This is a genomic window from Streptomyces sp. P9-A4, from assembly GCF_036634195.1.
Taxonomy (GTDB): domain Bacteria; phylum Actinomycetota; class Actinomycetes; order Streptomycetales; family Streptomycetaceae; genus Streptomyces.
Map to the genome: position 1 here is coordinate 1,812,691 of NZ_JAZIFY010000001.1, position 15,089 is coordinate 1,827,779.

Annotated in this window: 13 protein-coding genes; all 13 read right to left on the bottom strand. The window is 70.9% G+C overall.

Annotated features, from left to right (window positions below):
• Positions 1–23: 23 nt before the first annotated feature.
• Positions 24–314, bottom strand: coding sequence for a YggT family protein (locus V4Y03_RS08140; protein ID WP_017238790.1), 291 nt, complete (start codon positions 312–314; stop codon positions 24–26).
• A gap of 80 nt (positions 315–394) precedes the next feature.
• Positions 395–1,015 (bottom strand): cell division protein SepF, encoded by a 621-nt coding sequence (locus V4Y03_RS08145; RefSeq protein ID WP_317874283.1) that lies wholly within the window; start codon positions 1,013–1,015, stop codon positions 395–397.
• Positions 1,016–1,150: 135 nt separating this feature from the next.
• Positions 1,151–1,870: a YggS family pyridoxal phosphate-dependent enzyme gene (locus V4Y03_RS08150; RefSeq protein ID WP_317874284.1), complete on the bottom strand. Its 720-nt coding sequence runs from the start codon at positions 1,868–1,870 to the stop codon at positions 1,151–1,153.
• Positions 1,867–2,646, bottom strand: coding sequence for a peptidoglycan editing factor PgeF (pgeF, locus tag V4Y03_RS08155; RefSeq protein WP_332434480.1), 780 nt, complete (start codon positions 2,644–2,646; stop codon positions 1,867–1,869). Before pgeF ends, V4Y03_RS08150 begins: the two co-directional genes overlap by 4 nt.
• Entirely contained in the window at positions 2,643–3,929 is a 1,287-nt protein-coding gene (gene ftsZ, locus V4Y03_RS08160) for a cell division protein FtsZ (protein WP_332437131.1), read from the bottom strand. Before ftsZ ends, pgeF begins: the two co-directional genes overlap by 4 nt.
• Before the next feature lie 206 nt (positions 3,930–4,135).
• Positions 4,136–4,939, bottom strand: a complete 804-nt coding sequence (locus tag V4Y03_RS08165; protein WP_332434481.1) for a cell division protein FtsQ/DivIB — start codon at positions 4,937–4,939, stop codon at positions 4,136–4,138.
• Positions 4,940–4,967: 28 nt separating this feature from the next.
• The gene (gene murG, locus V4Y03_RS08170; RefSeq protein WP_317874287.1) at positions 4,968–6,062 is read right to left on the bottom strand and encodes an undecaprenyldiphospho-muramoylpentapeptide beta-N-acetylglucosaminyltransferase; all 1,095 of its coding nucleotides are present in this window, start codon (positions 6,060–6,062) and stop codon (positions 4,968–4,970) included.
• A gap of 6 nt (positions 6,063–6,068) precedes the next feature.
• The gene (gene ftsW / locus V4Y03_RS08175) at positions 6,069–7,409 is read right to left on the bottom strand and encodes a putative lipid II flippase FtsW (RefSeq protein WP_332434482.1); all 1,341 of its coding nucleotides are present in this window, start codon (positions 7,407–7,409) and stop codon (positions 6,069–6,071) included.
• A gap of 56 nt (positions 7,410–7,465) precedes the next feature.
• Positions 7,466–8,905 (bottom strand): UDP-N-acetylmuramoyl-L-alanine--D-glutamate ligase, encoded by a 1,440-nt coding sequence (gene murD / locus V4Y03_RS08180; RefSeq protein WP_332434483.1) that lies wholly within the window; start codon positions 8,903–8,905, stop codon positions 7,466–7,468.
• Entirely contained in the window at positions 8,887–9,957 is a 1,071-nt protein-coding gene (gene mraY, locus V4Y03_RS08185) for a phospho-N-acetylmuramoyl-pentapeptide-transferase (protein ID WP_317874290.1), read from the bottom strand. Before mraY ends, murD begins: the two co-directional genes overlap by 19 nt.
• A complete protein-coding gene (locus tag V4Y03_RS08190) occupies positions 9,954–11,378 on the bottom strand; it encodes a UDP-N-acetylmuramoyl-tripeptide--D-alanyl-D-alanine ligase (protein ID WP_317874291.1) in 1,425 nt (474 codons plus the stop codon). The genes mraY and V4Y03_RS08190 overlap by 4 nt, the downstream gene beginning before the upstream one ends.
• Before the next feature lie 4 nt (positions 11,379–11,382).
• Positions 11,383–13,083 (bottom strand): UDP-N-acetylmuramoyl-L-alanyl-D-glutamate--2,6-diaminopimelate ligase, encoded by a 1,701-nt coding sequence (locus tag V4Y03_RS08195; protein ID WP_443079758.1) that lies wholly within the window; start codon positions 13,081–13,083, stop codon positions 11,383–11,385.
• 16 nt (positions 13,084–13,099) lie between these two features.
• Positions 13,100–15,085, bottom strand: coding sequence for a peptidoglycan D,D-transpeptidase FtsI family protein (locus V4Y03_RS08200; RefSeq protein ID WP_332434485.1), 1,986 nt, complete (start codon positions 15,083–15,085; stop codon positions 13,100–13,102).
• Positions 15,086–15,089: the final 4 nt, after the last annotated feature.

Sequence of the window (15,089 nt, forward strand, 5' to 3'; positions counted from 1 at the left end):
CGGCAAGACCGTATCGTCCACATTCACCTCGCGAAGCTGCTCACGATGGAGATCAGGATGTAGACGATGATCATCAGAACGAAGAAGGACAGGTCGAGTGCCACGCCCCCGAGACGCAGCGGCGGGATGAGTCGCCGCAGAAGCTTGAGCGGTGGATCGGTGACAGTGTAAGTGGCCTCAAGGACGACCACCATCGCCTTACCGGGTTGCCATGAACGGGCGAACTGGAAGACGTAGTCCATGACAAGCCGGACGATCAGGAGGACGAGGAAGCACATCAGCACGATGTAGACCACCTGTAGTGCGACGCCCATCCCGCGTTTCCCTCTCCCCTGGCCTTCGTGCTCTCACTTGCCCGGCCGCCTCGCGACCGGTCCGTCCGGTTCTCGTGTTCTCAGCTCTGGTTGAAGAATCCGCCCTCTGCGATCCGGGCCTTGTCCTCCGCCGTGACATCGACGTTAGCAGGCGACAACAGGAACACCTTCTGCGTCACGCGCTCAATGCTGCCATGGAGCCCGAAGACGAGTCCGGCGGCAAAGTCGACAAGTCGCTTCGCGTCCGTGTCGTCCATCTCCGTGAGATTCATGATCACCGGAGTGCCCTCACGGAAGTGTTCCCCGATGGTACGGGCCTCGTTGTAGGTCCGCGGGTGCAGCGTGGTGATGCGGTAGGGCTCCCGCTCGGACACGACCTTGGGCATGATCACCGGTGCGTTCTTCTCCAGGCTCGGGCGTTCGGGTGTGATGGATGCCACGGGGGCAATTCGGGCCGGACGTCCGCTTTCGGCGAGTACCGGGACGGAATGGGCGATCGGCTCCCGGGGGGCAGGGGGCTGCACCACTCGTACCGGCTCCTCGCGCTCCATCTGCCGCGGAGGGGTGTGGCGCCGGTCGCGCTCGGGCTCCGGCTCCAGCTCGGGTTCGAAGTCGTCGTCGGGGTCGAAGCCCCGGCCGTCGTACCCATCGTCCTCCACGAGGCCGAGGTAGACCGCCATCTTGCGCATCGCGCCGGCCATTCTCCGATTCCTCCGCTCTGTGGTGGATCGCCCTAGTGGCCTTGCAGCGTCACCGAGTGCCCGCGATCCACGGGTCGTCCCGCCGTTCTGCGGAATGACCATATTTTCTGCTGTGGTCCGACTTGCTTCGCGACGTTACCCGAGCTTCGGGCGGACACCGAGTACCGCCGTACCGACGCGTACGTGTGTCGCCCCGGCCGCCACGGCCTCTTCGAGGTCCGCACTCATCCCTGCCGACACCATGGTGGCAGCCGGGCGGTTCGCGCGCAGGGCAGTCGACAAATCCATCAGCCGGTCGAAGGCCGCCCGTTGCCGTCCGGCGTACGGGCCGGCCAGCGGGGCGACGGTCATCAGACCGCCGAGCCGCAGCCCGGGGGCGGCGTCCACCGCCGCCGCCAACTCCTCGATCCCGTCCGGCGCGACACCGCCGCGGGCGCCCCGCTCACCGGACTCGGCGTCGAGCGCGACCTGGAGGAGACAGCCGAGCTCGCGGCCCTCCTTCTCCGCGGCGGCGGAGAGCGAGGAAACGAGCTTCAAACGGTCGACGGACTGCACCACACCGGCATAACCCACCACGGATCTGACCTTGTTGGTCTGCAACTGGCCGACGAAGTGCCAGGTCAGATCGAGGTCGGCACAGGCCGCGGCCTTGGGGGCGGCGTCCTGGTCCCGGTTCTCGGCGACATGCCGAACGCCGAGCCCGTGGAGGATTCTGACGTCGCTCGCGGGGTAGGTCTTGGTGACCACGACGAGCGTCACCTCTTCCCGCGGGCGCCCGGCGGCGGTGCAGGCCGCGGCGATGCGCGCCTCCACCAGGGCCAGGTTCTCGGCGAGTTCCGACGTGCGGTCCGTCATCTGTTCTTTCCTGCCGGGGTTCCGGGGAGTGCCCCCGGGGTGGACACGGCGTCCAACCAGACATATCCCGCGAGTCGCCCCGTGGTGCGATCGCGGCGGTACGAGAAGTGGTCGCCGGATTCCCGGGTGCAGACCGTACTGGCCTGCCGGTCGGTGACGCCGAGCCGTTCGAGCTGGGCGTGCACTCCGGCGACGACATCGACGGCGGGGGTGCCCCAACTCGTCTCGGCCCGGGCGGCGGGCTCGGTCTCCGCGACCTCGGCCCGCATCGCCTCCGGCACCTCGTAGCAGCGCCCGCAGACGGCGGGGCCGGTGCGGGCGACGATACGGGCGGGGTCGGCGCCGAGCCCGATCATGGCCTCGACGGCGGCGGGAACGACTCCCGCCACCATCCCGGGCCGCCCTGCGTGGGCGGCGGCGGCGACCCCGGCGACGGGGTCCGCGAGGAGGACCGGGACGCAGTCCGCGGTGAGGACGGCGAGGCCGAGGCCGCGCCGGGTGGTGACGAGCGCGTCCACCGCGGGGATCTCCGTACCCTCCCAGGGGCCTTCGACCTCCACGACGTCCGCGCCGTGCACCTGGTTCATCCAGACCACCCGCGCCTGATCGAGCCCGAGGGCTCCGGCGGCGAGCGACCGGTTGGCGCGGACGGCCTCGGGGGCGTCGCCCACCGCGCCGCCGAGGTTGAGCTCCTCGTACGGAACGGCGCTCACCCCGCCCCACCGGTCGGTGAAGGCGAAGTGCGCGCCGTTCGCGTCGAAGCGCTGTCCTATCACTTCAGGAAGTCCGGGACGTCCAGCTCCTCGGCCTGGGAGTCCGCGTACGGACGGGCCGGCGGGACGACCGGGGGCGCGGGCGACAGCGGGGTCTCGTTGACGGCCGGGGACGGCTCGACCGGGACCTTGACCGGCTCGTCGCGCGGGGCGACGGTGCCGAGGCCGCCCAGCGGGCGGGAGGTCTCGACGTGGCGGGGCGCCGGGGCAGGCTCCTCGCGCTTGGCGGAGACCGAGCCGATGATGTTGTCCCGGCGGGCCGGCGGCTGGCCGCCGTCGAAGCCCGCCGCGATGACGGTGACCCGGACCTCGTCGCCGAGGGCGTCGTCGATGACGGCGCCGAAGATGATGTTGGCCTCGGGGTGGGCCGCCTCGCTGACGAGCTGCGCGGCCTCGTTGATCTCGAAGAGACCGAGGTCGCTGCCGCCGGAGATGGAGAGCAGCACACCGCGGGCGCCGTCGATGGACGCCTCCAGGAGCGGCGAGGAGATCGCCATCTCCGCGGCGGCCACGGCGCGGTCGTCGCCGCGGGCGGAGCCGATGCCCATGAGGGCCGAACCGGCCTCGGACATGACCGACTTGACGTCGGCGAAGTCGAGGTTGATCAGACCCGGGGTGGTGATGAGGTCGGTGATGCCCTGGACGCCGCTCAGCAGCACCTGGTCGGCCGACTTGAAGGCGTCGAGCACGGAGACCTGACGGTCCGAGATCGACAGCAGCCGGTCGTTGGGGATGACGATGAGGGTGTCGACCTCTTCGCGGAGTTCGGCGATGCCGTCCTCCGCCTGGTTGGCGCGACGACGTCCTTCGAAGGTGAACGGCCGGGTGACCACACCGATCGTCAGGGCGCCGAGCGAGCGCGCGATGTTGGCGACGACGGGTGCGCCGCCGGTGCCGGTGCCGCCGCCTTCGCCTGCGGTGACGAAGACCATGTCGGCCCCCTTGAGGACCTCCTCGATCTCCTCACGGTGGTCCTCTGCCGCCTTGCGACCGACGGCCGGGTTGGCCCCGGCCCCGAGGCCGCGGGTGAGTTCACGGCCGACGTCGAGCTTGACGTCGGCGTCGCTCATCAACAGCGCTTGCGCGTCGGTGTTGATCGCGATGAACTCGACGCCCTTGAGACCGACCTCGATCATTCGGTTGATGGCATTGACACCACCGCCGCCGACACCGATGACCTTGATGACTGCGAGGTAGTTCTGCGGTGCTGCCACGTCGAAGGCCTCTCGCCTCGAGTTACTTGTCGTCGCTGCGCGGTTGGTCGCACCGCTCCGACGGATGCCGATTGGGACGGTCCGAAACGCCGACCCAAACCCTAACGTTGAAGTTTAGGGTTACCAGTGTCTCTGTTCGCTGGACTCTTCCGAACAGGACACTAAGTCGACAAGTGGCGCACGTTCAACGAACACGCCGAACCTCCCGTTTTTCTTTTCACCCTATGTGATCACCCGTAGCGCTGGCCAACCAGGGTGCTGACCGGCGCCGATGTCCGTCAACTCCCGGACGAGGCAGGCGCCGTGGGGGCACTTACGTCGAAGTGTCCCGCTTTGGGAGTGGCCTTCAGGAGAGCGGTGAGAACCCGGGCCTTGACCGGACCGTGTTCGCCGCTGCCCCAGTAGACGGTGCGCTCCCTGCTCAGCTCCAGAGTGACGGAGTCGTACGAGGTGACGCGCACGACACGAGTGTCCCGGGCGATTTCCGCCGGGAGTTCACCCCTGACGCGCACCGCCTCCCGGAGCAGCCGGTCCGCGCCGAAGCGGCGCAGGCTCGGCGAGGCGGCGGTGTCGAGGACGAGCCGGGGCACACCCTTGGGCGCGGCGGCGACGGTGGCGAACCGCATGCCCGTCACGTCCACTTCGGTGAACTTTCCGCCCTTTTCAATGACGAGCACGGGCTGTCGTTCCGTCACTTTCAGCCCGATTCCGTGCGGCCACGACCGCACCACGTCCACCGACTCGACGCGCGGGAACCCCTCCCGGAGCCGGGCCTCGATGGCCTCGGTGTCGACGGTGACGAGCGGGGCGCCCACGGGCACGGCGGCGACCGCCTCGACCTCGGCCGGGGTCAGCACCTCCGCGCCGTAAGTCTTCACATTTTCCACACGGAACCAGGACGAACCGTAGAGCGCCCAGATCCCGCCGGCCGCGAGTACGAGAACGCCGAAGGCGATGAGGAGCGTTCGGGTGCCGGGCACCCGGAACCTGCGATTCCGGGTGCCCGTGCGCGACGGACCGTCCGACGACCCCTTCGACCTGCTCGTGCCGCTCTTCTCGGCGGTCGTCGGTCCGGCTGCCACGTGGCGCCTCCTGCCCTCAGCCGCCGCGCTACGCCTGTCGGCGGGCGGCGATCGCCTCGTACACCATGCCGACGAGCAGGTCGTCGGCGTCCCTGCGGCCGAACTCGGCGGCGGCGCGGGACATCTCGTACAACCGGTGCGGATCGGCCAGTACGGGCAGGACGTTGCCCTGCACCCACTGCGGCGTCAGCTCCGCGTCGTCGACGAGGAGTCCGCCGCCGGCCTTGACCACCGGCTGGGCGTTGAGCCGCTGTTCGCCGTTGCCGATGGGCAGCGGGACGTAGGCGGCGGGCAGCCCGACGGCGGAGAGCTCGGCGACGGTCATCGCGCCCGCGCGGCAGAGCATCATGTCGGCCGCGGCGTACGCGAGATCCATCCGGTCCACGTACGGTACCGGCACGTAGGGCGGCATTCCGGGCATGTTGTCGACGCGCGGCATTTCGTTCTTCGGGCCGACCGCGTGCAGGATCTGGATGCCGGAGCGCTGAAGCACCGGGGCGATCTGCTGGACGACCTCGTTGAGCCGCCGGGCGCCCTGCGAGCCGCCGGAGACCAGCAGCGTCGGCAGGTTGGGGTCGAGGCCGAAGGCGGCGCGCGCCTCGGGCCGCACCCGCGCCCGGTCGAGGGTCGCGATGGTGTGCCGCAGCGGGATGCCGATGTAGCGGGAGTTGCGGAGCTTGCTGTCCGGGGTGGCGACGGCGACCCCGGCCGCGTACCGCGAACCGATCTTGTTGGCCAGGCCCGGCCGGGCGTTGGCCTCGTGGACCACGATCGGCACCCCGAGGCGCTTGGCCGCGAGATAGCCGGGCAGCGCCACATAACCGCCGAAGCCCACCACGCAGTCGGCCTTGGTGCGCTCCAGGACCTGCTCTGCGGCCTTGATCGTGCCGCGCAGCCGCCCGGGGACGGTGATCAGCTCGGGGGTGGGCTTGCGGGGCAGCGGTACGGCGGGGATGAGGGCCAGCTCGTAGCCCCGCTCGGGCACGAGCCGGGTCTCCAGACCCTTCTCCGTGCCGAGCGCCGTGATCCCCACGCTGGGGTCCTGCCTGCGCAGGGCGTCCGCGAGGGCCAGCGCGGGCTCGATGTGGCCGGCGGTCCCCCCGCCGGCGAGTACGACATGCACCGAAATTCACCGCTCTCCGGACGGGCGCTTCTTGACGCGCCGTCGCATCGACTTCCATCTCGTCCCGGCCCGCTTGCCCCAGCCGGGGCGGCGCATGGCCAGCGCCGCTTTCGCGGCGGGTTCCTGTCGCGCGAAGGCGATGAGGAGCCCGACGGCGAACATGGTCGGCAGCAGGGCCGACCCTCCGTAGGAGAACAGCGGGAGCGGGACCCCGGCGATCGGCAGCAGACCGAGCACCGCACCGATGTTGATCACGGCCTGGGCCGTGATCCACGTGGTCACACCTCCCGCGGCGAACCTCACGAAGGGGTCCTCCGTGCCTCCGGCCACGCGGATACCCGCATAGCCTAGAGCCGCGAACAGGGCGAGTACCGACAGCGTCCCCGCGAGACCCAGTTCCTCACCGGTGACCGCGAAGATGAAGTCGGTGTGCGCTTCGGGCAGTTGGCCCCATTTCTCGACACTCGCACCGAGTCCGGAACCGAACCATCCACCCGAGGCCAGAGCATAGATTCCGTGCGCGGCCTGGAGGCAGGGGGCCCCCTCGCCGCCGGGATCGGTCGCGCCGATGCAGTCGAAGCGCTTCATCCGGTTCGCGCTCGTCCTGATCAGCAGGAAGCCGATCGCGCCGGCCACCGTGAGCACCCCGACGAAGAGCCGGGTGGGCGCTCCCGCGGTCCACAGGAGGCCGAAGAGGATGGCGGCGAGGATGATCGAGGTGCCCATGTCGCCGCCGAGCATGATCAGTCCGAGCAGCATGAAGGCGCCGGGGACCAGCGGCACCAGCATGTGCTTCCACTGGGTCAGCAGCCGCATGTCGTGCTTGCGGGCGAGCAGGTCGGCCCCCCACAGGATCAGCGCCAGCTTGCCGAACTCGCTGGGCTGGAGCTGGAAGGGGCCGCCGAGGGAGATCCAGTTCTGGTTGCCGTTGACCGCGTGCCCTATCCCGGGGATCTGCACGAGCACCATCAGGAAGACGGCGCCGACCAGGATCGGGTAGGCGAGCGCCCGGTGCAGCTTGACCGGCATCCGGGAGGCGACCAGGAGGAGTCCGGTGCCGAGCAGGGCGGCGAAGAACTGCTTCCGGAAGAAGTAGGAGGGCACCAGGTCGTAGGTGAGCGCCGTGATCATCGAGGCGGAGTAGACCATCACGAGGCCGAGCGTGGTGATGAGCATGCCCGCGCCGATGATCACGTAATACGCCGTGAGGGGACGGTCCCAGGCCTTCCGGCCGCGCTCGTAGAGGCGTCGTACGCCTCCGCCGCGTACCCGCCGCGGGGTCGCGGGGGCCCGCCCTCCGCCGCGTACGGCGGAAGGCCGGCGTGTCCCGGCGATCTTGCTCGGCATTGGTCGCTGCCCCCTCTGGTCGTGCCCGGTCCGGCCGGACCCTCCCGCTGGTCGGGTCAGGCGTCCCCGGTGGCGGCGAGGGCGCGGACCGCGTCCGCGAAGGCCTCGCCCCGCTTGTTGTAGTTGGTGAACATGTCCATCGAGGCGCAGGCCGGGGCGAGGAGGACCGTGTCCCCCGGGCGGGCGAGCCGGGCCGCCTCGCGGACCGCCTCGGACATCGCCCCAGTGTCGGTCCGGTCGAGGTCCACCACCGGGACTTCCGGGGCGTGTCGCGCGAGGGCTTCGCGGATCAGCGCGCGGTCGGCGCCGATCAGGACGGCCCCGCGCAGGCGCTTCGCCGACTTCTGGACGAGTTCGTCGAAGGTGGCGCCCTTGGCGAGGCCGCCGGCGATCCAGACGATCGGGTCGTAGGCGGCCAACGAGGCTTCGGCGGCGTGGGTGTTGGTGGCCTTGGAGTCGTCGACGTACGCGACTCCCCCGGTCTCCTCGACCAGTTCGATGCGGTGCGGGTCGGGCCGGAAGGCCTTCAGCCCGTCGCGTACGGCCTTGGCGTCGACGCCGAAGGCGCGGGCGAGGGCGGCGGCGGCGAGCGCGTTGGCGATGTTGTGCGGGGCCGGCGGCTGGACGTCCGTGACCTCGGCCAGCTCCTGGGCGTTCTTCTGCCGGTTCTCGACGAAGGCGCGGTCGACGAGGATGCCCTCGACGACGCCGAGCTGGGAGGGGCCGGGGGTGCCGAGGGTGAAGCCGATGGCACGGCAGCCCTCCTCGACGTCGGCCTCGCGCACCAGGTCCTCGGTCACCTTGTCCGCGACGTTGTAGACGCAGGCGACCCGGTTGCCCTCGTAGACGCGGCCCTTGTCGGCGGCGTACGCCTCCATGGAGCCGTGCCAGTCGAGGTGGTCGGGCGCCAGGTTGAGCACGGCGGCCGAGTGGACCCGGACCGAGGGCGCCCAGTGCAGCTGGTAGCTGGAGAGTTCCACGGCGAGCACGTCGTACTCGGCCTCGCCGAGGACGGCGTCGAGGAGGGAGACCCCGATGTTGCCGACGGCTGCGGTGCGCAGCCCGGCGGCCTCCAGGATCGAGGCGAGCATCCGGACGGTCGTGGTCTTGCCGTTGGTGCCGGTGACCGCGAGCCAGGGGGCCGCGTCCGGGCCCCTCAGGCGCCAGGCCAGCTCGACGTCGCCCCAGATCTCCACGCCCGCCTCGGCGGCGGCCGTGAAGAGCGGCTTGTCGGGGCGCCAGCCGGGGGTGGTGACGATCAGCTCGGTGCCGGACGGCAGGGTCGCCCCGTCGCCGAGGCGGACGGTGATGCCCTCCGCCTCCAGCTCCGCCGCCTGGGCCCGGGAGCGCTCGTCGTCGCCGTCGTTGACGACGGTCACGAGGGCGCCGAGCCCGTGCAGGGCGCGGGCGGCCGGGATGCCGGACACCCCGAGCCCCGCGACGGTGACCTTCTTGCCGTTCCAGTCGAGCTGTTCTGTCACTTCTCTGCTGCCCATCCCGCGTAGAAGAGGCCCAGGCCCACGATCACGCACATGCCCTGGATGATCCAGAACCGGACGACGACCAGGACCTCGGACCACCCCTTGAGTTCGAAGTGGTGCTGGAGTGGCGCCATCCGGAAGACGCGCTTGCCGGTCATCTTGAACGAACCGACCTGGATGACCACGGACATCGTGATCAGCACGAACAGGCCGCCGAGCAGCGCCATCAGGAACTCCGTACGGGAGCAGATGGCGAGGCCGGCGAGGGCGCCGCCGAGGGCGAGCGAGCCGGTGTCACCCATGAAGATCTTGGCCGGCGAGGTGTTCCACCAGAGGAAGCCGAAGCAGGAGCCCATCAGCGCGGAGGCGACGACCGCGAGGTCGAGCGGATCGCGTACCTCGAAGCAGGCGTTGGGGTTGGTCAGGGTCATGGCGTTCGCGCACGACTCCTGGAACTGCCAGAGCCCGATGAAGGTGTACGCGCCGAAGACCATCACCGACGCGCCGGTGGCCAGGCCGTCCAGACCGTCCGTCAGGTTCACGCCGTTGGACATGGCCAGGATCATGAACAGCGCCCAGACCACGAACAGCACCGGTCCGATGGACCAGCCGAAGTCCATGATGAAGGAGAGCCGCGTGGAGGCCGGGGTGAGCCCGCGGAGGTCCGCGAACTGCAGCGAGAGCACGGCGAAGGCGATGCCGACGATCAGCTGGCCGGCCATCTTCGCCTTGGCCCGCAGACCGAGCGAACGCTGCTTGACGATCTTGATGTAGTCGTCGAGGAAGCCGACCAGGCCCATGCCGGCCATCAGGAACAGCACCAGGACGCCCGAGTACGTCGGGTCCTCGCCGGTGATGACCTTGGCCAGGGCGTACGCGATGAGCGTGGCCAGGATGAAGGAGATGCCGCCCATGGTGGGCGTGCCCTTCTTCCCGGCGTGGCCGCGCGGGCCGTCGTCGCGGATGAACTGCCCGTATCCCTTGCGAGCGAGCAGCTTGATCAGCAGCGGGGTGCCGATCAGGGTCAGGAAGAGCCCTATGGCCCCCGCGAAGAGGATCTGCCTCATCGGCCGGTGACCTCGCCCTCGGTGTCGAGGAGAGCCAGGGCGACCTTTTCGAGACCGACCGACCTGGAAGCCTTCACAAGGACGACGTCCCCCGGGCGCAGCTCACTGCGCAACAGGTCGACAGCCGCCTGCGCGTCGGACACGTGCACCGACTCCTCACCCCACGAACCCTCGTTATATGCGCCCAGTTGCAGCCAGGACGCTTCCCTGTCCCCGACCGCGACGAGCTTGCTGACGTTGAGCCGGACGGCGAGCCGTCCGACCGCGTCGTGCTCGACGAGCGATGCGTCACCGAGCTCGGCCATCTTCCCGAGCACCGCCCACGTACGGGCCCCGCGGGCCTGTCCGGCCCTGCCCATGGCCGCGAGCGCGCGCAGGGCGGCTCGCATGGACTCGGGGTTCGCGTTGTAGGCGTCGTTGACGATCGTCACGCCGTCCGGACGCTCGGTGACCTCCATGCGCCAGCGCGACAGGGTGCCGGCCTCGGAGAGCGCGGTGGCGATCTCCTCGACAGGCATGCCCAACTCGTGCGCGACGGCGGCCGCTGCGAGCGCGTTCGACACGTGGTGCTCACCGTACAGGCGCAAGGTCACGTCGCTGCACCCGGTGGGTGTGTGAAGCCTGAAAGAAGGCTGTCCGGCGTCTGTGAGGCGGACGTTCTCGGCCCGTACGGCCGCTTCGTCCGCTTCGCCGAAGAAGGTCACGCGGGCCTTGGTGCGGCTCGCCATCGCGCGGACGAGCGGGTCGTCGATGTTGAGGACCGCGATACCGCCCTCCTCGGCCGAGGGCAGCGACTCGACGAGTTCGCCCTTGGCCTTGGCGATCTGCTCCCGGCCGCCGAACTCGCCGATGTGGGCGGTGCCCACGTTGAGGACGAGGCCGATACGGGGCGGGGTGAGCCCCGTGAGGTAGCGGATGTGGCCGATGCCGCGGGCGCCCATCTCCAGGACCAGGTGCCGCGTCTCGTCGCTCGCGCGGAGCGCGGTGAGCGGCAGGCCGATCTCGTTGTTGAGCGAACCGGGCGTCCACACGGTGGGCGCGTGGCGGTCGAGGACCTGGGCGATCAGGTCCTTGGTGGAGGTCTTGCCGGCCGAACCGGTGAGGGCGACGACATCGGTGCCGAGGCGTTCGACGACCGCGCGGGCGAGGGCTCCCAGCGCGGTCTGGACGTCGTCGACGACGAGGGCGGGGACGCCGACGGGCCGGGCGGCGAGCACGGCCGTCGCACCGGCGGCGACCGCGCGTTCCGCGTAGTCGTGGCCGTCGACGTGCTCACCGGCGAAGGCCGCGAAGAGGCTGCCTGCCCGCACCTCGCGGGAGTCGATGACGACGGGCCCGGTGATCCGGGCGGCCGGATCCGGTATGTCGTGCGCCTGCCCGCCGACGATTTCGGCGATCTCGGCGAGGGAGAGGGCGATCACTGCTTCATCCCTGACTGTTCTGGTGGCTGGCTTCGGCGCCTTCGTCCGCCGGGGCGGCCGGGGCGTTCTGTTCGAGGATCACCGCGCGCAGGACCTCGCGGTCGTCGAAGGGCCGTACGACCCCGGCGATCTCCTGGCCCTGCTCGTGGCCCTTGCCGGCGACCAGGAGGGTGTCGCCGGGCCGCGCGCGGCGGACGGCGGCGGCGATGGCGGCGGCCCGGTCGGCTTCGACCAGGACGTCGCCGCGCTCCTCCGCCGGTACCTCGGCGGCGCCCGCGAGCATGGCGCTGAGGATCTTGAGCGGGTCCTCGGAGCGGGGGTTGTCGGAGGTCAGGACGGTGGTGTCGGCGAGCCGGGCGGCGGCGGCGCCCATCGGGCCGCGCTTGGTGGTGTCCCGGTCGCCGCCGCAGCCGATGACCACGTGCAGCCTGCCCTCGGTGACCTCGCGCAGGGAGCGCAGCACCGATTCGACGGCGTCCGTCTTGTGCGCGTAGTCGACGACGGCGAGGTACGGCTGGCCCGCCTCGACCCGCTCCAGGCGGCCGGGGACGCCGGGGACCGCGGCTACGCCCTCGGCGGCGGCCTTCGGGTCGAGGCCCGCGGCGGCGAGGGTGGCGATCGCGGCGAGGGTGTTGGCGACGTTGAACGGGCCGGGCAGCGGGGCGGTGGCGGGGAACCGCTCGCCTCCGGGGCCGACGGCGGTGAACGTCGAGTCGTGGGAGCCGAGGACGAGGTCCTCGGCGCGCCAGTCGGCGTCGGCGCGGCCCTCGGCGGAGAAGGTGAGGACCGGGACGGTCGCCTCCCCGGCGAGCCTGCGGCCGTACGCGTCGTCGAGGTTGACCACGCCCAGGCGGCTGCGCCCGGGCGTGAAGAGCCCGGCCTTCGCCCGGTAGTAGTCGTCCATGTCGGAGTGGAACTCCATGTGCTCCGGGCTGAGGTTGTTGAAGACGGCGACGTCGAAGACGCAGCCGTCGACCCGGCCGAGGACCAGGGCGTGGCTGGAGACCTCCATGGCGACGGCGTCGACGCCCCGCTCGCGCATGACGGCGAAGAGCGCCTGGAGGTCGGTGGCCTCGGGGGTGGTCCGCTCCGACTTGATGCGTTCGTCGCCGATCCGCATCTCGACGGTGCCGACGAGACCGGTGCTGTGCCCGGTGCCGCGCAGTCCGCCCTCGACGAGGTAGGCGGTGGTGGTCTTGCCGGAGGTGCCGGTGATGCCGATCTGGAGGAGGCCGTCGCCGGGCCGTCCGTAGATCTCGGCGGCGAGTTCGCCCATCCGGCCGCGCGGGTCCTCGACGGCCAGGACCGGCAGGCCGGTCGCGGCGGCACGCTCGGCGCCCGTCGGGTCGGTGAGGATCGCGGCGGCGCCGAGTCCGGCGGCCTGGGTCACGAAGTCGGCGCCGTGCAGGCGGGCTCCGGGCAGGGCCGCGTAGACGTCGCCGGGGCGCACGGCCCGGGAGTCGTGGGTGATCCCCGAGATCTCGGCGGTCCGGGCGATGCCGGGGACGTCGACCCCCAGCTGTGCGGCCAGGTCGCCCAGGGGTGTCGGGCGGGCCTGCTCCGGCCGGGGCGGGGCGGTTCGGTACTGATCAGCGTGTGGCACGGCGGTGAGCGTACCGGGCGCACCCTGTGGGGGGCCAAAAGAGCCCGGGGCCTCGCCGGAGTTCGATTTCCGGTTCCCGGAATGGGGGGTGATCGTTGTCACTGGTGCTCCCGGAGGGTCACGGGGTGGGGTCGAATTCGACCGGCAGTCGGGCGGGCGTGCTGCCCGTGGGGGCGACGTGGAGGGTCTTGAGGGCGAACTCCATGACCTTCTTGTAGATGGGGCCGCAGATCTGTCCGCCGAAGTAGTTGCCCTTGGTGGGGTTCTGGATGGCGCAGTAGACGGTGATCTCCGGGTCGTCGGCGGGGGCGAATCCGGCGAAGGAGGCGGTGTAGCCCTTGTAGCGGCCGAGTTCGGGGTCGACGCGGTTGGCGGTGCCGGTCTTGCCGGCGACGCGGTAGCCGGGGATGGCGGCCTTCTTGCCGGTGCCCTCCCGGTCGTCGACGACGGACTCCAGCATCTGGGCGAGAGTCTTGGCGGTCTTCTCGCTGACGACGCGTGACTCCTCGGGCTTGGGCGCCGGGGTGAAGCGCCCGTCGGGTCCCTTGGTGCCGCGGACGAGGGTCGGCTCGACGCGTACGCCTCCGTTGGCGATGGTCGAGTACACGGAGGCGGCCTGCATGGCGTTCACGGAGAGGCCCTGGCCGAAGGGGATCGTGTACTGCTGCGAGGTGGACCAGTCCTGGGGCTTGGCCAGGATGCCGGGGGTCTCGCCCGGGTAGTTCAGGCCGGTGGGGCTGCCGATGCCGAACTTGCGCAGATAGCTGTGGAGGACGCGGTTGGACTCGGCCTGGGTGGCGCCGAGCTGGCCGGTGGCGAGGATGGTGCCGATGTTGCTGGACTTGGCGAGGACGCCGTTGAGGGTCAGGTACCAGGTCTTGTGGTCGACGTCGTCCTTGAAGAGCCGGTCGCCGCGGTGGAGCCGGTTGGGGACGGTGACATGGGTGTCGGGGGCCGCCTTGCCCTCCTCCAGGACGGCGGCCATGGACATGACCTTGCTGGTGGAGCCGGGCTCGTAGGCGTCCTGGAGGGCGGCGTTGCCCATGGCGGCGGCGTTGGCGGCGGAGAGGTCGTTGGGGTCGAAGCCGGGGGCGTTGGCCATGGCGAGGACCTCGCCGGTCCGGGTGTTCTGCACGACGACGTAGCCGCGGTCGGCCTTGGACTTCTGCACCTGCTCGGTGATGGCCTGCTGGGCGGCCCACTGGATGTCCCGGTCGATGGTCAGCTCGATGTCGGAGCCGGGGACGGCGGGGGTGCCCTGGGAGCCCGCTGTGGGCACCTGCCGGCCGCGGGACTCGGTGAAGCGGATCTTGCCGTCCTGGCCGGCCAGCTCCGGGTCGAGCATGGACTCGACGCCGCCTGCGCCCTTGCCCTCGGCGTTGACGTAGCCCAGTATCCCGGCGGCCAGCTCGCCGTTCGGGTAGACGCGCTTGGTGCTGGGCTCGCTGAGGACCCCGCCGAGGAGGTTGACGCCGTTGCCGCCGTCGGAGCGCTGGGCCTTCTGCCCGTAGACCCGCTTGAGGTCCCTGATCTGGTTCCAGACCTGGGGGGTCTGCTTGCGGGCCAGCAGGGTGTAGCGGGACTTGGGGGTACGGAGCTTCTTGGCCAGCTCCGCGGGCTCCTTGCCGAGCAGGGGGGCGAGGAGGGCGGCGGCCTGTTCGGGCGCGTCGGGGAGCTTGGACTCCTCGGGCGTGAAGAGCTTGGGGTCGGCGGTGATGTCGTACGCGTCGACGCTGGCGGCGAGCGCGATGCCGTTGCGGTCGGTGATCTCGCCGCGCTCGGCGGAGAGCGTGTACTCCTGGAAGCGGTACCGGTCGGCCTTGGCCGCGTACGCGCTGGCGTCGACGGCCTGGACCTGGAGCAGCCGCACCACGAAGACCAGCATGACGAGGGTCAGGCCGAAGGAGATCAGCCGCAGCCGGGGGCGGGGGCTGCCGAGGCGGATGGTGCGGGGCTGCCGGGCCGGGGGCCTGGACGGGGTCCGCTTCGCGGCCGCCGGGCGGGGTGCCGGGCGGGACGGGCGGGCTCCGGCGGACGCGGGCCGGGGGCGCGCGGGCCGGGCGGGTCCGGGGACGCGGCGGCGCGGGGGCTCCTTGGTGGGCACTGCT